Genomic DNA, 19,711 nt, shown 5'->3' with positions numbered 1-19,711 from the left:
GAGCGTTTTTAGCGAGCTGGCGAGTCCGCCGGCAGGCGGGCGAAGCCGGTGCGGATCCGCGCAGCGGATACGCGGACGTCCTTTCGCCCGCACCATTGATTGAAAGAGCTCCCAGCAATGGGAGCTTTTTTGTTATGGGCCCATCGCAGGGACTTGAACCTGCGAAGGAACGAGCGTCAAGAAAACGCGGAGCGTTTTTAGCGAGCTGGCGAGTCCGCCGGCAGGCGGGCGAAGCCGGTGCGGATCCGCGCAGCGGATACGCGGACGTCCTTTCGCCCGCACCATTGATTGAAAGAGCTCACAGCAATGGGAGCTTTTTTGTTATGGGCCTCCTGATGGTGTCGCATGGCTGCTTTGTGCGGGTATCCTAGTGCCAACGTGTGCCCATCGGAGGAGAGACCATGCTGTTATCCGGTATTATCGCTGCCCTTACGAGCCTTCTACTTCCCATCATCATTTTGTTGCTACTGCTTCCCAACGCCTGCTATGTCGTTGAACAGCAGCATGCTGTGATCATCGAGCGCCTGGGCAAGTTTAACCGCATCGTCAACGCGGGTTTCCACATGAAGGTGCCCGTGATCGACCGCAAGGCCGCCACGGTGAGTCTGCGCACCATGAAAAACGGTTTTGGGATCGACGTTAAGACCCAGGACAACGTGACTATCGGCCTTGAGGTCTCTGCTCAGTACCACGTGAGCTATGACATGGGAGCCGGCCCGGCAGATTCGGGCATCTACAAGAGCTACTACATGCTGCAGGAGCCCGTCGACCAGATGCGCGACTTCATTACCGATGCCCTGCGCTCTTCCATCCCTGTCTATACCCTTGATGAGGTCTTTGCCAAGAAGGATGACATTGCCAAGGACGTCAACGCCACCGTATCCGAGCAGATGGCCGCCTACGGCTTTACCCTCGTGTCGACGCTCATCACCAAGATCGCGCTGCCGACCGAGGTCGAGAACTCTATGAATGACATCAACGCCGCCCAGCGTAAGCGCGCTGCTGCGCAGGAGCTCGCTGAGGCCGACCGCATCAAGCGCGTTACCGAGGCGACCGCCGAGGCCGAGGCAATGGAAAAGGCGGGCGAAGGCATCGCCAACCAGCGCAAGGCCATCGCGCTGGGTATCAAGGATTCGCTCGAGATTATCCAGGAGACGGGCGTCGGCAACGATGAGGCCAACCAGCTGTTCATGTTTACGCAATGGTCCGAGATGATGACGGAGTTCGCTCGCACGGGTAAAACATCGACGGTCGTGCTGCCGAGCGACTTTTCGCAGTCGGCCTCTATGTTCGAGCAGATGCTGACCGCCGGCAAAGTTCAAAACGATTCGAAGGAGTAGGCGCGCGTGAAGTGCACCGTTGTATGCGTCGGTAAGCTCAAAGAGCGTTTTTGGAAGGATGCCTGCGCCGAGTACACCAAGCGCCTGGGCGCCTATGCCAAGGTGGATATGCGCGAGGTGGCCGATATCGACCCGGCCAAGGCGGGCGGCGTGGATGCCGCGCGCGACAAGGAGGGAGCGGCGATTCTTGCAGCCCTGCCGCCCCGAGCGCATGTGATTCTGCTGGCCATTGAGGGCAAAGAGCGCTCGAGTGAGGAACTCTCGGCGCGGCTCGATGATCTTATGTTGCGAGGCAACAGCGACATCGCCTTTGTGATTGGCGGATCGGACGGCGTGAGCGACGATGTTCGCTCACGAGCTGACGAAATGCTCAGCTTTGGACGCATTACCTTGCCGCATAACTTGGCGCGCGTGGTGCTGCTGGAGCAGGTCTACCGCGCCTGCAAGATTAGCCGTGGTGAGCCGTATCACAAATAGGTCGGCAACACGAAACAATGCCGTGGGACAATAGCTCTCGATTTGAAGAACCTGTCTGAGAGGACTATGAGATATGAAGATTGGATTTGTCGGTTTTGGCAATATGGCGAGCGCTATGGCCGATGGCTGGATTGCCGCCGGTGTGGCTGCGAGCGACATGTGTGCCTGCGCGGGCCGCTACGATGCCCTGGTTGAGCGCTGTGAGGCGCGTGGGATACTTGCCTGTCGTGATGCGGCGGAGGTTGTCGCTGTATCCGATATCGTGGTTGCTGCGGTCAAGCCGTACATGATCGAGAAGGTCTTCGCTCCGCTCAAGGATACTCTTGCCGATAAGGTCGTCCTTTCGGTCGCCTGGACTTGGGACAGTGCCAAGTGGGAGCAGGTCCTGCCGGGCGTCGCGCACATCTCGACGGTCCCCAATACACCGGTTTCGGTGGGCGAGGGCGTCATCGCCTGCGAGAAGTCCTCTACGCTCAACGGCGAGCAGCGTGCCGTGGTGCTCGACCTGCTCGGAAAGCTCGGCACTGTCGTTGAGCTCGATACGAGCTTGCTGTTTGTGGGCGGTACCGTGGGCGGTTGCGCCCCGGCATTTGTTGCCATGGCGATTGAGGCCCTGGGCGACGCGGCCGTCAAGCACGGCATTCCGCGCGCCGACGCCTATCGCATTGTGAGCCAGATGGTTCTGGGTACGGCGAAATTGCAGCTTGCAACTGGGCAGCATCCTGCGGCGATGAAGGATGCCGTGTGCTCGCCCGGCGGCGCAACCATCAAGGGCGTCGTCGCGCTCGAGGACGCCGGCATGCGCAGCGCCCTGGTCAAGGCCATCGACGCCACCCTTCAGTAAACCTGCCATTTAGGGACAGGTTTATTTTGGCAGGTTTTTCCTGCGGTTTTATCTCTATAGCGAAAAGCGCCCCGCAACCGGGTTGATACCGGTTGCGGGGCGCTTGCGTTTGCCCAGATAAAACCGACCAAAATAAACCTGTCCCTAAATGGCAGGTTAGTCCCAGAAGCTGTCTTGATCTTCTTCGGATTTGGGCCCGCGGTCGACGTAGAGCTTATGGGTGCGCTTCTCCATTACAAAGGCAAGAATCGCAAACAGCAGGATGCCGCCGGCGAAAAGGATGGCAAAACCGGTGCGGGTGCCAAACAAAAAGGAAAAAACTGCGTCCATTGGGTGCCTTCTTGCGTAGTTGAGTTGGGTCGTAAACGCTCATAAGTATATACTTGCCCATACATGTACAAGGTTGCAACCTAAATGGAATGTATATCACCGGAGGATCTAATGCTTGATATCAAGTTTGTTCGCGAGAACCCCGATGCCATCGATACCGCCATGGCTAACCGCCAGACGTCTTGGGATCGCGAGAAGTTCTTTGAGCTCGACGATGAGCGTCGTGCCGTCATCACCGAGGTCGAGGAGCTCCAGGCCACGCGTAATGCCGAGTCCAAGAAGATCGGCGCCCTGATGAAGGAGGGCAAGAAGGACGAGGCCGAGGCCGCCAAGGAGGCCGTGCGCGCCGTCAACGAGAAGATCGACGGTCTGGCCGAGCGCCGCACCGCTCTCGAGCAGGAGCAGTACGACTTTATGGCTCACCTGCCCAACATTCCTTGCGAGGCCACCCCGTACGGCAAGGACGAGGACGAGAACATCGAGCGCCGTCGTTGGGGCACCCCACGCGTGTTCGACTTCGACTTTAAACCGCACTGGGATCTGGGCACCGACCTCGACATCCTCGACTTCGAGCGCGGCAACAAGCTCTCCGGTAGCCGCTTCACCGTTCTCGGTGGCGCCGGCGCCCGTCTGGAGCGCGCCCTCATCAACTTCTTCCTCGATACGCACACCAGCCGTGGTTTTAAGGAGTGGTGGCCGCCCATCGTCGTCAAGCGCCAGACCATGTTTGGCACGGGCCAACTGCCCAAGTTCGAGGACGATGCCTATCATGTCTCGGGCGATAACTTCCTGATCCCCACCGCCGAGGTCGTGCTTACCAACCTGCACGCCGGCGAGGTTCTCGATGCCGACACCCTGCCGCGCCGCTACACCGCCTTCACCCCCTGCTTCCGCGAGGAGGCCGGCTCCGCTGGTCGCGACACCCGCGGCATCATCCGCCAGCACGAGTTCGACAAGGTCGAGATGGTCAAGTTTGCCAAGCCGGAGGAGTCCGACGAGGAGCTCGAGAGCATGACCGCCGAGGCCGAGTTCCTGCTTCAGCAGCTGGGTCTTCCGTATCGCGTGATTAGCCTGTGCACCGGCGACTTGGGCTTCTCTGCCCGTCAGACCTACGACATTGAGGTCTGGCTGCCGAGCTACAACGCCTACAAGGAGATTAGCTCCTGCTCCAACTGCGGCGACTTCCAGGCTCGCCGCGCCAACATCAAGTATCGCGATCCCGAGAACTTCAAGGGCTCGCGCTACCTGCACACCCTTAACGGTTCCGGTCTGCCGGCTGGCCGCACCATGGCCGCCATTCTGGAGAACTACCAGAACGCCGACGGCACCATTACGATCCCCGAGGTTCTGCGTCCTTACATGGGCGGCCTCGAGAAGATCGAGCCGGTCGCGTAGGTTTGCTGCATAAGCGATTTGCGGGGGCGCCCCTATCCGGGGCGCCTTTTTTGTGCGCGGAGCCTTACCATGTCGCGCGGACAGCTCAATACAAAATACACGAACAAATGTTCTGTATACGCTCATCTACCTGCTATGCTTTTACTAGATACGAGCAAGAGAAGGGGGATGTGATGGACCTGTTTGATGAGCGGGTAGTTTTATTTGAGAGCGATGAAGGTGGGGAGCACCTGCTAGTTACGTGTGAGCCATCGGGTATGGGTGGCTTGGTGGTGAGGCAAACGAGCGAGGGTCCGTTGACCCAATGGTGCTTTGAGGAGTCGCCACATGTAGTTGAGACCTTTGTGACGCACGAAGGGCTTGCAACACTCGAACGGTTCTATGGAGTCGGGACTTCTAACCAGGTGGCACGCATGCTGAGTATCTCGTTTGCCGAGTATGATTGCACCCAGCGGGTGCGCTCGCTATTGAAGGAACTCGGTGTTGGGTTCGATGTGGTTGAAAAGCCGATCGATCGTATGGGAAACGGTGATACATGCGGAGCTGCATGAGGAAAATGGTCTAGAAAAAAATCAAGATTGTGCTTGACTCCAATTAACTAAAATGGTTTCATATGTCTTGCGCTGCGGCGTTACCTCAGCTGGATAGAGGGTCTGACTACGAATCAGAACGTCATAGGTTCGAATCCTATACGCCGCACCAATTGACTTTAAAGCTCCCGGCAACGGGGGCTTTTCTTTTTTGGAAGCCATGCACGGATTCGAACCTCGGTCGAGGCGCGAGCGTAAAGAAAACGCGGAGCGTTTTTAGCGAGCGGGCGAGCGCGCCGGCAGGCGGGCGAAGCCGGTGCGGATCCGCGAAGCGGATGCGCGGAATCCTATACGCCGCACCAATCGAACTTGAAGCCTCCGGCAACGGGGGCTTTTCTTTTTTGGAAGCCATGCATGGATTCGAACCTCGGTCGAGGCGCGAGCAGCATAATCACCACATCGTAAAATTTTTTCAAATTGTCGCTTGACCCGTCGGGGCCTCGCGTGCATAATAATCCGTGCGTTGCGGCGTTACCTCAGCTGGATAGAGGGTCTGACTACGAATCAGAACGTCATAGGTTCGAATCCTATACGCCGCACCAATCGAACTTGAAGCCTCCGGCAACGGGGGCTTTTCTTTTTTGGAAGCCATGCATGGATTCGAACCTCGGTCGAGGCGCGAGCGTAAAGAAAACGCGGAGCGTTTTTAGCGAGCGGGCGAGCGCGCCGGCAGGCGGGCGAAGCCGGTGCGGATCCGCGAAGCGGATGCGCGGAATCCTATACGCCGCACCAATTGACTTTAAAGCTCCCGGCAATCGGGAGCATTCGTAAAACAGTTTCAGTCCCGGCAGTAATGTCTGCCGGGACTGTTCTTGTATAAATTGAAGCCGTATGATATGATTAAACAGACCGTTAAACTTGAATAGGTCGAATAGATAATAATTTATGAAGGTTGTAATGGTAAGAATAGCAACTGTAAATGATGCGGAGCAATTAAACATCTTAAACAACGAATTTAATGGTGAGGGCGATACAAGCATAGACAATATTAGAAATTCCCTTATGAATAATAAACAGGAAGTTGTTATCGTTGCTGATGAAGATGATATGTTAGTTGGATTTGTTTGTGTTCAGCTTAAAAAATCGTTCTGCTATGATGAATATATGCCTGAAATTACAGAAGTGTATGTTAAACCAGCATACAGAAAAAGAGGCTTAGCGAGTGAGATGATTACTTTTGCAGAGGCTTATTGCAGTAAGAATTATCCACTTGACAAATATGAACTTCTAACAGGACAAGAAAATCTTGTTGCACAAACTGTATATAATAAACTTGGATATGTAGATGATAATGAACTTCATTTATCAAAAAGAGTGAAGAAGTAAGTCAAATTAAGATTTGTCGAACTGATACTAAGGGCGCACTTCTATACGGGTTAAACCCGTATGTGCGCTCTGCGAGACCGAACAGCTCGGCCCCCTGAATATCTGGGGTGCGTCACTGCGTTCCGTACAAGGGGATCCATCCCTTGCGCCGCTATGCGGCTATCCTTACATGAAAAAAGGCGTGATCACTTTCGTCACGCCTTTTGCCTATTTAACTGTCTTACGAACACCCCGCTAACGGGGGCTTTTCTTTTTTGGAAGCCATGCATGGATTCGAACCTCGGTCGAGGCGCGAGCGTAAAGAAAACGCGAAGCGTTTTTAGCGAGCGGGCGAGCGCGCCGGCAGGCGGGCGAAGCCGGTGCGGATCCGCGAAGCGGATGCGCGGAATCCTATACGCCGCACCAATTGAGCTTAAAGCCTCCGGCGACGGGGGCTTTTCTTTTACGCCGCCATTCGACCCCAGACATTCGACTGGAATCGTGCGCCTCCGCCCGCGGGAGACTATTTCTTATCGACTCGTGTAAGATTCCGTGTAGATGTCGCGGTCCATCCGCGACCACTCCTTCGCTAGACGACCGATCAGGGTGATATTTCGTGGCAGAGCGTCCGACATACAAGCTCAGGTTTCTCGACCCCAAAAAGCGTTTTCCATCGATGCCAGAGCAACCCGCGGGGCGCTCGTATGGTGTTGTCTGGAAAGTTTTTGGCGAGGATCCTAAAGAGTCTTGCTACGTCGTCGAATTCGTAGGCAAAAGCCACATATCGCTTTTGGGCTACGTGAGCGTGTCAGGTGAGGTCTATAAGGTTGACGGCCCTGTTCAGAAAGTGCCATTGCCCAAGAACCCCGACATGAAATTGGTCCTTGACGAGTCCGATTCCAGTGTTGGCGAGATTTTGGTGCGGGGAGCCAACGGTGCAATGCGCGCTTGCGCGCGAACGGCCGGCTCTCCCGAAGGGCCCATGCGTGAGCAGTCCGACCACGAGACATGGAATTCGAGCCGTGCTCTCCCTTATGGCGAGTTTATGGCCTCGATGTTCTTGCGCTACGTGATATTTGCCGACCCCAAAAACGCCCTTGCGAACACGGTACCTGCCGACGAGCTCGATGAGGGTATAAAAAACACCGCCAACAAGATCAAACTCGTAAAGTTGCCCGAGCCGGTCGAGGTGTTTTTGGGCTTTAACACGGCACCGCTCCCCGATGCTATCGAGACACTGCTCTACCGCGTTGACCATGCCGATAATCCGAGCGGTATCGAGCGTTATGCCGCCGCCCTTATGAGCGAGGTCGATTTGCCCCGACTGCGCACCATCGCTGCCAAGTCCGAGATGGGCCTAGCGCGTATCGACCGCTCAAAGCTGTTCTATCTCAATTTTGATCGTAGCCTGCTGGACCAGGACGAGATTGACATGCTGCTTGCTATCGAGTGTCGTCTTAACCGCCTCTCCGGCATCCTTGAGCGCATCGGGGCCGGATTGGCCCCTGCGGCATCCTCGCCGAGCCTTGAGGGCTGCGCGCTCTTTGACGCGTGGCATATCGCCAAGACGACCAACGATGTTCCCCGACTGCTCGATACGGCCTCGAGTGACAACCCGTGGGGCAAACCGGGTACGGTAGCTTGCCAGCCAGGCGGTGAGTGGGACGTGCGCACCCGTTTTGCGCGCGCGGTCGAAGCCCTCAACGTTGTCACGCGGCTTGACTATACCTATCGGGCAAACGTTGCCGAGGGGATTATGCTCGTTCGGTTTGGGCGCTCGGTCGTGGATGCCATGCCCCAACGTGAATACGACGCCCAGGATGACGTCTGGCGTGAGTTGGACGAGGACGTGCGTGCGATTTGGGCCGCGGAGCACGACGCGCGCGTGGCGCTCACGCTGGCAGCGGCTTGTTTTGCTGCCGGTGCCAGCATTACGCGCTGCTACGTTCAGATTGCGGCTCCCGATGGCGAGCAGGGTGAGCGCATTGTTGCAACATATTCCTTTGGGCGTGCGGCCTATCTGGCCAATTGCGTTCCCGCCGCTAAGAATTTTGAAAGCATGGATATGGATGATATGCCGTGCAAGCGCATGCTTGAGGCATATGAGTCGGACGCGCCGGATGCGATTGAGCCCGCTGAGGTTCATGCTCGCCCGCGTGACGACCACCGTTCGCTGCCGCCGGCGTTGCGCGACCTGCTGCTTGCCGATACGGCTGATGAGCTTGAGGTTATGGAGGAGGGCGATGACCCGTATGTGGCGCGCGTCGCTGAGTTGCGCGAGCGGGCAAAAGTCGACCGCGCGGGTGCGTTTGAGGGCTTTTCCCGTCTTGTTGAGGAGCTGGAGGCCAAGTGCGCCGTTGCCGAGCTTTTGGCGACAGGACCGGTCCAGACGCTGTTTTGCGACAACCAACTGGTGCGTATGGTGCTGCCGGTAATGGAGGAAGACCGCTCCCTTCGTATTTTGCGCGCTCCCGATGCGCTGTACTTTGCCCAGCATGAGATTTGCAGCTTTTACGCCGATCAGGAGGATTTTGAGCGGGCATTGCCCGAGGTGCGTCATCTTTACGATCTAGCGCGCTCATCCATGCAATCACACTTTGCACTCATCAACGTGCTGGCGCGTCTGGAGCGCTATGACGAGGTCATTGAGGTGGCGCGCCACGGCCTGCGCATTGCCAGTGACCGTTCCTCAATCGGCTACCTGTTCTATCGCCTAGCGTTTGCCTACTGGAACTGCGATCAGCTCGAGCTGGCGTTGGCGTGCTACCGCTTGGTACCGCGCGGTGAGGAGTCGGGCAGCAACGCACTGGAGGAAATGCAGGGCCTTATGAACGAGATGGGTGTCAATGAGCCACCGACGTTCGAGGAAGCGGTTGAGACCATCAGTAAGGCCGGGCTCGAACTGCCGCCGGTGCCCGCCGTGTCCAACCAGCTGGCAGACGCTGCTGTGCAGCTGGTCGATAACGGTTTCTTTTTCCTGGCACGCGTCTGCATCTTCCAAATGTGGCGCACGATGGGAAACGATGAGCTCGGCTCCCTCAGCCGGTCGTTGGGATAGGGGTTTGATTTATGGGGGAGGAAAGCCTGCCGGCCAATTATCAAAATTTCCCCTTGCCCGGATTCGAGTGTTTGGTTACTATGGAACGGCTGTTACGGAGAGCTGACCGAGAGGCCGAAGGTGCTCGCCTGCTAAGCGAGTATGCCCCAAAAGGGCATCTGGGGTTCGAATCCCCAGCTCTCCGCCAGTACGAATTTGAAAAAGGGCTCCGTAAGGGGCCCTTTTTGGTATAGAGAACGTTAGCTGGGGATTCGAACCCTCAAAAAATGAGGCGCCCCGTTGGACGCCTCATTTGGTTCGATGTGATATCGCTTTGGCCCTACACCTCAGGAGCCTTGGCTACGGTCTCGCTCTCGGCTGTGAGCGGGCGGTTGTCGATGCGGCGGCCCAGGCGGTCGAGCTTCACGAGCAGCCACTCGATGGGATTGGGCCCCGTTCCTTCCTCGTCGGCAACCAGGTCCATGACGGCAATCTTGGTGCCGTCCTGCTTAAGCGTAACGCTGCCCACCTTATCGCCAACATGCACCGTGCCCGAAAGGTCATCGTAGCTAACCTTTTCGGTCACTTCGCCGGCGAGTGAGAACACCGTTGCCTGCGCGGTGGGGTCGGCAAGCGTGGCGTCGATCGTTTTGTCTGTCCAGTCGGTTTGGCTGACACGTGCCATCAGCGGGTTTCCGTTGGCGGTCTTCTTTTGCGTATTGGCGATTTCGACCGTTACCTTGTGGTCGTAATACCAACTAGCAAGTGTGGCCGTATCGGCAAAACGCTGGTCGGTGGTGCTGGAGTTCAAGACAACGGTATAGATCTCGTCGCCATCGCGATTGTAGGCGCTTGCAAAGCAGTATCCGGCATCGTCGGTGGTGCCGGTCTTACCGCCGATATTGCCGTCTTGGTCCAATAAAACATTGTGCGTTTCCATGGAATGCGAATGATCGGAGCCGTCGGCGCCCGTCACTTCGATCCAGGGATCTTTGCTCGCCATGACTTCGCGAATCGTGTCGTCCTTCATGGCCTCTTGCATCATCAATGCCACATCGTGTGCGGTTGAATGCATATCGCCGGCCCATTCGTCAAAATCCAGCCCGTGCGGGTTCTCGAAGAGCGTTCCCGTGCAGCCGAGCTTCTTGGCCTGCTCGTTCATGGCTTTTACAAACGTAGCGACGGCATCTTTGGTCTTGGGGTCAAGTTTTTTGCCCACGTGTTCGGCAAGCGCGATGGCGGCGTCGTTGCCTGAGGGGATCATCAGGCCGCGCAGCGCTTGCTCGACGGTGAGCTCGTCGCCTTCGAGGAGTCCCGCGGTCGAGTTGCCTACGGCTGCCGCCGCGTTGCTCACGGTGATTTTCTCGTCCATTTTGCAGTTCTCGACCGCGAGGATTGCAGTCATGACCTTGGTGATCGAGGCGATTTTGACTTGCTCGTCGGCGCTACGGGCATAGTAGACGGTGCCGTTTTTACCCATGACAAACGCATTGGAGGCATCGATATCGGGCAGGTCTTCGGCTGCAATGCCGCGTGCATCGGCGGCTTTGCCGCAGATGTTATCGGTCGTGAGCACTTGGGCGCCGGCGACGGACGGAATACCGGCGACAAGGGCGACGGCGCAGGCAAGGCCAACGGTCAGCTGCGCGGAACGCTTTACAAGAGGGGTAAGATGCTTCACTGATTTCGCTTTCGACGGGATGGTCTCCTTTGGCTCTAGAGTATATCGTTTACCGGCTGTGCCGCTTGGGGTTTGGCGCGTAAGGTTTATCTTCGTGTCTGAGCGGACGCTTGGGTGTGCACGGTCGATATGATTGCCCGTCGCGTATCGAGGAGGCCCTTACAAATACTTGACAATACCCTCACGCATATATGAGCTGCGATTTTTACTATCGATACTGCTGATTTGATATCGATGTGGAGGTATGCGGTATGACGGCTGCTGCGGCTGTGGGGCCCACGGAGCTCGAGGAGCTAATGGAAGCGCAGGCCGAGGCCGCGCATGAGCGCGAAGTTGGGGATGCGACTCGCCCCACGGCAGAGGACCTTGCCGCCTCGCCGACGCGCATCGATGTCGAGGGCCTCGACCTGTTCTATGGCGATCACCACGCGCTTAAGGATGTGTCCATCAAGATCCGCGACAAGCAGATTACCTCGTTTATCGGTCCTTCGGGCTGCGGCAAGTCGACGTTGCTGCGTTGCTTTAACCGCATGAACGACGGCATCAAGGACTGCCGCATCGAGGGCAAGATTGCGCTCGATGGTCAAGATATCCTGGGCGATTACGACATCTGCCGCCTTCGCCAGCGCGTGGGCATGGTGTTCCAGCGCCCCAACCCGTTTCCCATGAGCATCTACGACAACGTCGCCTATGGCCCCCGCGGTATGGGTGTGCGCGATCGCGCTGTGCTGGATGAGCTGGTCGAGGACTCCCTGCGCCGCGCTGCCCTGTGGGACGAAGTCAAGGACAAACTCAAGGAGTCTGGTCTGGGGCTTTCGGGCGGACAGCAGCAACGTTTGTGCATCGCCCGTGCGCTTGCCGTGCGGCCCGATGTTCTGCTGATGGACGAGCCGACCTCGGCGCTCGACCCCGTGTCGACGCTCGTGGTGGAGCAGCTGGCCTGCGAGCTCAAAGAGACCTGCACGCTCGTGGTCGTTACACACAATATGCAGCAGGCGGCGCGCATATCCGATTCCGTCGCGTTTTTCTTGCTAGGTGAGTTGGTGGAGCACGCGCCCACCGCTCAGCTTTTCAAAAATCCTACTGACCCGCGTACGGCGGATTATTTGACGGGGCGTTTTGGCTGATACCATCTAGTAAAGGTACCTTTAGGATTAAGATGCGGTCATGCCAGCCGCAAAGGGGTTCAACATGATCTATTACGTCGAGGACGATGACAACATCAGGGATTTGACGGTCTATGCACTGCGCAAGCAGGGGATCGAGGCCGAAGGCTTTTCGTGCGACGGTGAGTTTAAGGCTGCCGTGGCGCGACGGGTGCCCGATGCCGTGCTGCTCGATATCATGCTGCCCGATACCGATGGCTTGGCGATTATGCGTCGCCTGCGTGCCGATCGCCTGACGGAGACGGTGCCCATCATGATGCTTACCGCCAAGGATACCGAGCTCGACAAGGTGATGGCGCTCGATGGCGGTGCCGACGATTACCTGACTAAGCCGTTTTCGCTCATGGAGCTTGCGAGCCGCTGCCGCGCACTGCTGCGTCGCGGCGGCATGGTCAAGCAGGCGAGCGATGTGCTCAGCGTGGGCGATATCGTGCTTTCGCCCAGCCATCGCGAGGTGACCGTTGCCGGCGAGCCGCTTAAGCTCACCCTGCGCGAGTTCGACCTGCTCGAGTACCTCATGCGCAAGCCCGGCGTGGTCTTTACCCGCGAGTCGTTGCTGCAGAGCGTGTGGGGTTGGGATTTCGACGGCGGTTCGCGCACCGTTGACGTGCACGTGCAGACGCTTCGCCAAAAACTGGGCGAGCATGCCAGCGCCATCGAGACCGTGCGCGGCGTGGGCTACCGCTTGGCCGAGCCTTCTGCCGGTGACGGTGCCGAAGGTGACGACACCGCGGCCACCGCATCGGAGGAGTAGCCCGTGGTCTTCGCCCCCCAGGGAAAACATACGCTGTCGCACCGCGTTTTTGTGACGATCTTTGTTTGCGCCATGGCGGTTATCGTGGCGTTTACGGTGCTGGGTGCGTTCTTTGTGCAAAACACCTTGGCGGATGCCACGAGTGCCAATCTGGCGCAGGAAACCGAGCTCATTGCTGCCGCCCTCGACGAACAGCAGGAGCCCATCCCGTTCTTGCGTAGCCTCGATCGCGAGGACTTGCGCATTACGCTGATTAACAAGGATGGATCGGTTGCCTACGACAACGAGGCGTCGCCTTCCTCACTGCCCAACCATGGCGATCGCCCCGAGGTCATCGAGGCCTTTGAGAGTGGTTTGGGTTCCGCGGAGCGCGCAAGCTCTACGCTCGACGAGATTATGCTGTATCGCGCCGTCGCCCTTGATAACGGCCAGGTTGTCCGCTTGGCGCAAGCCCAGCCTGGCGTCGCGGCGATTTTGCTGTCGATGGTGGCGCCGATGCTGCTTATCGCAGCAGCGGGTGCAATACTCTCGTTTTTTATGGCGCGCCGCGAGTCCCGTGCAATCATCGCGCCGTTGCAAGAGGTGGATTTGGACCACCCACGCCGTAGCTATGAGCACGCCTATGCCGAGATGGTCCCCATGCTTGAGCGTATCGAGTCGCAGCGCCAGGAACTCAAGCGCCAAATGGCGGTGCTAGCGGACAACGACCGAATGCGCCGCGAGTTCACGGCCAATATCACCCATGAGCTCAAGACCCCGCTTACCGCGATTTCGGGCTATGCCGAGCTTATTGCAAACGGCATGGTTGAGGGCGAGGACGACTTGCGCAACTTTGGTGGCCGCATCTATCGCGAGGCGGGCCGCCTGGCAGCGCTCGTCAACGACATTCTTACGCTTTCCAACTTGGACGAGGCGGAGCGAGCATCCGAGGGCGAGGCGGTGCCCATTGGGTCCACAGAACCCATCGAGCTCTCTCGCGCCATGTTGACGGTGGAACAGCGTCTTGAGCAAGTTGCCCGGCAGTCGAATGTGACCATTGGGCACGAGACGAAGCCCATGGTGATCGAAGGCGTGCCGCGCCTGATTGACGAGCTGATCTACAACCTTGCAAGCAACGCCATTCGCTACAACCGACCTGGCGGTACGGTCACGCTGCGCTGCGGGACCAATGACGAGGGTCATCCGTACCTGTCTGTTGCCGATACGGGTATCGGTATTGCGCCCGAGGAGCAGGGTAAAGTGTTCGAGCGTTTTTATCGCGTGGACAAGAGTCGTTCTAAGGCGCGTGGCGGAACCGGCCTGGGTTTGGCGATCGTCAAACACGCCGCTCTGTACCATCACGCCGCGATTGACCTGTCGAGTGAGCCGGGCGTGGGAACCACCATTACGGTAACGTTTCCCGTGCAACAAGAGGGACCGTTCGCGTAGCGGCATAGCAAAAACCGAGGATTAGACGGTACGCCCGCGCCTCCGCTGCCGCGTGAATTGTTGCGCAACTTACACGCGGACGCTGTATCTTATGTATAGAGCTTGGGCATGGTAGAAATATGCGATATTATACGAGCAGTTTTGTCAATACGAACTCGGGAACTGAAAGGCAAGCTGCATGACCCTTCTCGAATTGTTCCAGCTGCTTAAAAAGCATCTCAAGCTGGTCATTACCCTTCCGGTGGTCTGTGCGATCGTCATGGGTATCGCGTCCTTTGCCATGATGGACAATACCTACACCGCCACGACGAGCATGTACATTCTCGCTAAGACCGACGGCGGTCAGATGAGCTATAACGACCTTTCGGCGAGCCAGATGCTTTCCAACGATATCGCCACGCTGCTCGACAGCGATAGCGTTAAGAGTGGTGCCGCCAAGGATCTGGGCCTTTCCGATCTGGATGATTACAAGATTGCCGTTTCGTCCGAGACCACGACGCGCGTCATTACGCTTTCGGTGACGGGTACCGATGCCAAGGAGACGGCCAAGGTTGCAAGGGCCATGGCCAACTCGGTAAGCACGGTCGCCCAAAATGTTGGCGCCGCCCAGAGCATTAACGTGGTCGATGAGGCCAAGACCCCTGAGTCTCCGAGCGGCCCCAAGCGCTTGCTGTACGTTGCTGTCGCGTTCCTCGCGGGCATCTTTATCGCAGTTGCCTATGTCGTTTTGGCAGACATGCTCAATACCCGCATCCGCGGTGCAGAAGAGGCAGAAGAGCTCCTGGGCATTCCCGTTGTTGGCCGAATTCCGGCTATGAAAGGTGGTAAATAGGCATGGCTAAGGCAAAGAACACCGATAAGCTCGTTGTACAGAATGCCGCCAAGACCCTTCTGGCCAACATCCGCTTTGCGAGCGTGGATGATCCCATTCGCACCATTACCGTCACGTCCTCGATTCCCAACGAGGGTAAGTCTACGGTTTCCATCAACCTTGCCCAGGCTATCGCCACCAGCGGCAAGAGCGTTCTTCTGGTCGAGGGAGACATGCGCCGCAGGTCTCTTTCCGATATGCTTGGCGTTCGTTCGCGTGGCGGACTCTACGCAGTCCTGTCCGAGCAGATTTCCATTGACCAGGCAATCGTCGAGACGGGTCAGAAGAACTTCTACTTCCTCGATGCTGAGCCTCATATTCCCAATCCTGCCGACATCATCGTGTCTCACCGTTTTGCCAAGCTGGTTAAGGCGTTGTCTGCCAAGTTCCAGTATGTCATCTTTGACGCTCCTCCGGTCGGCACCTTCATCGATGCTGCCGAGATCGCCAGCCTGACTGACGGCACGCTGTTTGTGGTGCGCGAAGACTTCACCAAGCGCGAGGAGGCGCTCAACGCCATCGCTCAGCTTAAGAAGTCCGAGAAGGTCAAGCTCATCGGTACCGTTATGAATTACTGCGAGACCGAGACCAGCGAGTATTACTATTCTTACTACACCAAGGAAGGTAAGAAAGTAAAGAACGGTTCCGCTGCTCAGGGTGCTTCTAAAATGGGCATCTTTACCAACCGGGCAAACGTTTAGTTGATTAAGGCCGACCTATGCGCGACATTCATTGTCATATCTTGCCGGGTGTAGACGACGGCGCTGCCGATCTTGATGAGAGCTTGGCGATGCTTGCAGCTGCCAAGCAGGCTGGCGTAACCAGAATTGTCTGCACCCCGCATTGTCGAGATCCCTATTTTGACTACGACAAGATGTGGGATGCCTTTGAGCTATTGCGGGATAACGCAGATAGTTTTCCGCTTCAGATGGGCTTTGAGGTCAACCACCGAAAGCTCGTCGAGCTGGGCATCGACGCTGCGGAGTACCTGCATTTCGATGGAACCAACGAGTTCCTGCTCGAGCTTTCGACGCATGCTGATTCCTATGCGTTTAGAGAGTACGAGAGTACGATTTACGATTTGCAATGCCGCGGCTACCAGGTGATCATCGCTCATCCCGAGCGGTATCGCGCTGTTCAAAAGGATGTGAGTGTGGCCGAGCGTCTGGTCGATATGGGCTGCAAGCTGCAAGCTTCGGCAGACTTTATCGCCGGCGGCCGCTTTGGTCGAGAGAAAAAGCCTGCGCAGCGCCTGTTCGAGCAAAATCTGTACAGCTTTATCGCGAGTGACGCCCATAACGTGGGCCACTACGATTGCCTGGCAAAAGCGCGTGCGAAGTTTAGCGTGCGCGGGGCTCATTTTCGCTAAAATCTGTCCCTAACGTTCTTACTGAATGAAGGGGCCGCCTTGGATATCCAACTTAAGACAGGTTGCTTTGAGGACGCGGCGCTGGTGCGCCGCGCCGTTTTTATGGACGAACAAGGCTATGAAAACGAGTTTGACCAGATTGACGAGGACCCGGGCTGCATCCATGTGACGCTGTATGTGGATGGCCAACTCACCGGCTGCTCGCGCGTGTTTCCCGAGGAGCTGGAGCGCGCGGCAGATGCGGAGGCTCCGGTGCCACCGGCGTGCGACTTGGACGAAGGCGTCGCCGCGGGGGAGACCTACATTATGGGGCGCGTCGCCGTGCTGCCGGCTATGCGTCGTCGCGGGTTGGCAAGCGAGATCGTCGAGGCCAGCGATACATGCGCACGCGATGCCGGCGCTAAACTTATTAAGCTGCACGCGCAGGAATACGTGTTGCCGCTCTATGAAAAGGCTGGCTACACACAAATTGCCCCGGTTGACTACGAAGACGAGGGCCAACCCCATGCCTGGATGGCCAAGCGCGTAGATGGCAGATAGGGACGTTCCTTTTCTGTCGGCAGTTGGGGACACTCCTTGGCAATTGGCGCATCGGAGTGTTCGGACATACAGTTTTTCGATTCCGCATGTATATATGCGCGCTAATGGGTTATAAAATCTAAGTCTGAACATAGCAGGTCTGCGATACGGCTCGGGTAACCGGGCTGTTTTTGCGGACGGGGGTAGCGCGAAAGGACTGCACATGCGTCAATTTAAGACCGAGAGCAAAAAGTTGCTCGACCTCATGATCAACTCCATCTACACCAACAAGGAAATCTTCCTGCGCGAGCTTATCTCTAACGCGAGCGACGCCGTCGACAAGCTCAACTTTAAGAGCCTGCAGGATCCGAGCGTCAAGCTCGACCAGGGCGATCTGGCTATTCGCGTCTCCTTTGATAAAGACGCCCGCACCATTACCATCTCGGATAACGGCATTGGCATGACCGCCGAGGAGCTCGAGCGCAACCTGGGCACCATCGCCCATTCCGGCTCCGAGGAGTTTAAGACCGAGAACGCCGAGCAGCAGGGTTCGGATGTCGACATCATCGGTCAGTTTGGCGTGGGCTTCTACTCGGCCTTTATGGTCGCCAGCCACGTGAAGGTGGTCAGCCGCGCTTATGGCGAGGATGTCGCCCATGTGTGGGAATCCGACGGTCTTGAGGGCTATACCATCGAGGACGGCGAGCGCGCCGAGCACGGCACCGATGTCATCCTGACGCTGCGCGAGAACGAGAAGCTCGACGCCGATGGCGAGGCCGAGACCTACGATCGCTTCCTGACCGAGTGGGGCCTCAAGAGCCTGATTCAGCAGTACAGCAACTATGTGCGCTACCCGATCCAAATGATGGTCTCCAAGAGCCGCCAGAAGCCCAAGCCCGAGGACGCGCCGGAGGATTACAAGCCCGAGTACGAGGACTACCAGGAGCTCGAGACCGTTAACTCCATGACGCCGATCTGGAAGAAGCGCAGCTCCGATGTTGAGCAGAAGGACTATGACGAGTTCTACAAGTCTACGTTCCACGACTTTGACGATCCTGCGCGCACCATCAGCTTCCACGCCGAGGGTACGCTCGAGTACGACGCCCTGCTGTTTGTGCCGGGCCGCGCGCCGTTCGATTTGTACAGCAAGGACTACGAGAAGGGCCTGGCGCTCTACAGCTCCAACGTCCTGATCATGGAGAAGTGCGACGACCTGCTTCCCGACTACTATAACTTTGTCCGCGGCGTCGTGGATTCCGCCGACGTGTCGCTCAACATCTCGCGCGAGACGCTGCAGCAGAACCGTCAGCTCAAGGCTATCGCCAAGCGTGTGGAAAAGAAGATTACCGCCGACCTTGAGGATATGCGTGACAACGACCGCGAGGCCTACGAGAAGTTCTTTGAGAACTTTGGCCGTGGCCTTAAGTACGGCATCTATTCGAGCTATGGCATGAAGGCCGATGAGCTCGCCGACCTGCTGCTGTTCTGGTCTGCCAAGGAGCAGAAGATGATTACCCTGGCCGAGTATGCCAAGGGCATGCCCGAAGACCAGAAGGCCATCTACTACGCCGCCGGCGACTCGCGTGAGCGCTTGACCAAGATGCCCGTGGTAAAGGGCGTACTCGACCGCGGCTATGACGTGCTGCTGCTGACTCAGGATGTGGATGAGTTCACGTTCCAGGCTATGCGTGAGTACGTTGCCGTCGATATGCCCAAGATCTACGAGGACGATGCTGCCCGCGAGGCTGCCGAGAAGGCTGTTGCCGACGGTGCCGAGCCCGAGGTCGAAGATCGTCACCTGGAGCTCAAGAATGTCGCTACCGGCGATCTTGACCTGGCGACCGAGGACGAGAAGAAGGAGGCCGAGGACGCCACTAAGGAGAACGAGGACCTCTTTAGCGCCATGAAGGAGGCACTCGGTGACAAGGTCGAGAAGGTCGCTGTCTCTGCGCGCCTGACCGATGCTCCCGCGTGCATCACCACCGAGGGTCCGCTTTCGCTCGAGATGGAGAAGGTGCTTCAGAAGGGTCCCGAGGGTGCGCCCGACGGTATGCCCAAGAGCCAGCGTGTGCTCGAGCTCAACGCCAAGCACCCGGTCTTTGCCAAGCTCGTCGCTGCTCAGAAGGCGGGCGACGCCGACAAGATCAAGCAGTACTCCGGCCTGCTCTATGACCAGGCCCTGCTCGTCGAGGGTATTTTGCCCGAGGACCCCGTTGCCTTCGCGGCGGCTGTCTGCGAGCTTATGTAATTGGTTCCGCCGTTCTGCCGAACGGCGGAACGGCTCGACGCTGCCCTCAGTTCCGCCGTTCTAACGAACCTATTGGTTCTGCCGTTCTAACGAACGGCAGACCGGTCGACGCTGCAAACGCCCCTAAGCGGCAACCTGACGTTCAATCGTCGGTCGCGTACCGAAGTACGCTTCCCTCCTCTTTCACGTCACCTTGCTCGCTTAGGGGCGTTTTCGCTGACTTATGCTCAACCAGCGACGCTTTCGTGATCCTAAGTAGTCATTGGGGGCGTTCTTGTTTGACTGGTCGTTTAAGAACGTTCCTAATGACTAAAGAACGTCCCCAACGACTAGTTGGGTTGCTAATTTGTGCGGGTT

At 57.5% G+C, this 19,711-nt stretch carries 18 protein-coding genes and 3 tRNA genes; 19 read left to right on the top strand and 2 right to left on the bottom strand.

Features of this window, described 5'->3' with window-relative positions; translation table 11 throughout:
- The 4 genes from ACTQXM_RS07200 to proC all read left to right on the top strand — a co-directional run.
- Positions 1–371: hypothetical protein (locus tag ACTQXM_RS07200; protein ID WP_441537409.1), on the top strand; the 371-nt coding region annotated here is incomplete at its 5' end.
- Between the two features lie 30 nt (positions 372–401).
- A complete protein-coding gene (locus tag ACTQXM_RS07195; protein WP_117848150.1) occupies positions 402–1,340 on the top strand; it encodes an SPFH domain-containing protein in 939 nt (312 codons plus the stop codon).
- A gap of 6 nt (positions 1,341–1,346) precedes the next feature.
- Positions 1,347–1,817 (top strand): 23S rRNA (pseudouridine(1915)-N(3))-methyltransferase RlmH, encoded by a 471-nt coding sequence (gene rlmH / locus ACTQXM_RS07190; protein WP_370450649.1) that lies wholly within the window; start codon positions 1,347–1,349, stop codon positions 1,815–1,817.
- A gap of 73 nt (positions 1,818–1,890) precedes the next feature.
- The gene (gene proC, locus ACTQXM_RS07185; RefSeq protein WP_427719061.1) at positions 1,891–2,661 is read left to right on the top strand and encodes a pyrroline-5-carboxylate reductase; all 771 of its coding nucleotides are present in this window, start codon (positions 1,891–1,893) and stop codon (positions 2,659–2,661) included.
- Between the two features lie 156 nt (positions 2,662–2,817).
- Here the strand turns inward: proC and ACTQXM_RS07180 are convergent, their stop codons facing one another.
- Positions 2,818–2,991, bottom strand: a complete 174-nt coding sequence (locus ACTQXM_RS07180) for a DUF6724 family protein (RefSeq protein ID WP_195838594.1) — start codon at positions 2,989–2,991, stop codon at positions 2,818–2,820.
- A gap of 111 nt (positions 2,992–3,102) precedes the next feature.
- Between ACTQXM_RS07180 and serS the strand changes: the two genes are divergently transcribed.
- The 7 genes from serS to ACTQXM_RS07145 all read left to right on the top strand — a co-directional run bounded on the left by serS (position 3,103) and on the right by ACTQXM_RS07145 (position 9,526).
- Complete coding sequence (gene serS, locus ACTQXM_RS07175) at positions 3,103–4,386, top strand: serine--tRNA ligase (protein ID WP_427729163.1); 1,284 nt, start codon at positions 3,103–3,105, stop codon at positions 4,384–4,386.
- A gap of 173 nt (positions 4,387–4,559) precedes the next feature.
- Positions 4,560–4,937 carry a hypothetical protein gene (locus ACTQXM_RS07170; RefSeq protein ID WP_441537410.1) on the top strand — a complete coding sequence of 126 codons (378 nt, stop codon included), beginning with the start codon at positions 4,560–4,562 and terminating at the stop codon, positions 4,935–4,937.
- Positions 4,938–5,011: 74 nt separating this feature from the next.
- Positions 5,012–5,088, top strand: a tRNA-Arg gene (locus tag ACTQXM_RS07165).
- A 353-nt stretch (positions 5,089–5,441) separates the two neighbouring features.
- Positions 5,442–5,518 (top strand) — tRNA-Arg (locus ACTQXM_RS07160).
- Positions 5,519–5,861: 343 nt separating this feature from the next.
- Positions 5,862–6,302, top strand: a complete 441-nt coding sequence (locus ACTQXM_RS07155) for a GNAT family N-acetyltransferase (RefSeq protein WP_441537411.1) — start codon at positions 5,862–5,864, stop codon at positions 6,300–6,302.
- A 655-nt stretch (positions 6,303–6,957) separates the two neighbouring features.
- Complete coding sequence (locus tag ACTQXM_RS07150; protein WP_441547632.1) at positions 6,958–9,339, top strand: tetratricopeptide repeat protein; 2,382 nt, start codon at positions 6,958–6,960, stop codon at positions 9,337–9,339.
- A gap of 96 nt (positions 9,340–9,435) precedes the next feature.
- A tRNA-Ser gene (locus tag ACTQXM_RS07145) sits at positions 9,436–9,526 on the top strand.
- 132 nt (positions 9,527–9,658) lie between these two features.
- On the opposite strand, the gene ACTQXM_RS07140 is transcribed toward ACTQXM_RS07145, so the two are convergent.
- A complete protein-coding gene (locus ACTQXM_RS07140; protein WP_427729169.1) occupies positions 9,659–10,999 on the bottom strand; it encodes a D-alanyl-D-alanine carboxypeptidase family protein in 1,341 nt (446 codons plus the stop codon).
- Positions 11,000–11,250: 251 nt separating this feature from the next.
- Between ACTQXM_RS07140 and pstB the strand changes: the two genes are divergently transcribed.
- The 8 genes from pstB (at position 11,251) to htpG (ending at position 19,354) form a co-directional block, all read left to right on the top strand.
- Complete coding sequence (gene pstB, locus ACTQXM_RS07135) at positions 11,251–12,126, top strand: phosphate ABC transporter ATP-binding protein PstB (protein ID WP_441048977.1); 876 nt, start codon at positions 11,251–11,253, stop codon at positions 12,124–12,126.
- Positions 12,127–12,190: 64 nt separating this feature from the next.
- Positions 12,191–12,919 carry a response regulator transcription factor gene (locus ACTQXM_RS07130; RefSeq protein WP_154517679.1) on the top strand — a complete coding sequence of 243 codons (729 nt, stop codon included), beginning with the start codon at positions 12,191–12,193 and terminating at the stop codon, positions 12,917–12,919.
- 51 nt (positions 12,920–12,970) lie between these two features.
- The gene (locus tag ACTQXM_RS07125) at positions 12,971–14,347 is read left to right on the top strand and encodes a sensor histidine kinase (protein WP_441547631.1); all 1,377 of its coding nucleotides are present in this window, start codon (positions 12,971–12,973) and stop codon (positions 14,345–14,347) included.
- A gap of 178 nt (positions 14,348–14,525) precedes the next feature.
- Positions 14,526–15,179, top strand: coding sequence for a YveK family protein (locus ACTQXM_RS07120; RefSeq protein WP_441537413.1), 654 nt, complete (start codon positions 14,526–14,528; stop codon positions 15,177–15,179).
- A 2-nt stretch (positions 15,180–15,181) separates the two neighbouring features.
- Positions 15,182–15,919 carry a CpsD/CapB family tyrosine-protein kinase gene (locus ACTQXM_RS07115; RefSeq protein WP_441537414.1) on the top strand — a complete coding sequence of 246 codons (738 nt, stop codon included), beginning with the start codon at positions 15,182–15,184 and terminating at the stop codon, positions 15,917–15,919.
- A gap of 17 nt (positions 15,920–15,936) precedes the next feature.
- Positions 15,937–16,587, top strand: coding sequence for a tyrosine-protein phosphatase (locus ACTQXM_RS07110; protein ID WP_441537415.1), 651 nt, complete (start codon positions 15,937–15,939; stop codon positions 16,585–16,587).
- A 39-nt stretch (positions 16,588–16,626) separates the two neighbouring features.
- The gene (locus ACTQXM_RS07105) at positions 16,627–17,127 is read left to right on the top strand and encodes a GNAT family N-acetyltransferase (protein WP_441537416.1); all 501 of its coding nucleotides are present in this window, start codon (positions 16,627–16,629) and stop codon (positions 17,125–17,127) included.
- A 202-nt stretch (positions 17,128–17,329) separates the two neighbouring features.
- Complete coding sequence (htpG, locus tag ACTQXM_RS07100; RefSeq protein ID WP_427719038.1) at positions 17,330–19,354, top strand: molecular chaperone HtpG; 2,025 nt, start codon at positions 17,330–17,332, stop codon at positions 19,352–19,354.
- Positions 19,355–19,711 lie beyond the last annotated feature (357 nt).

The organism is Collinsella sp. LCP19S3_D3, from assembly GCF_052121455.1.
Classification (GTDB): domain Bacteria; phylum Actinomycetota; class Coriobacteriia; order Coriobacteriales; family Coriobacteriaceae; genus Collinsella.
This window is presented reverse-complemented; position numbering and strand designations above follow the sequence as displayed.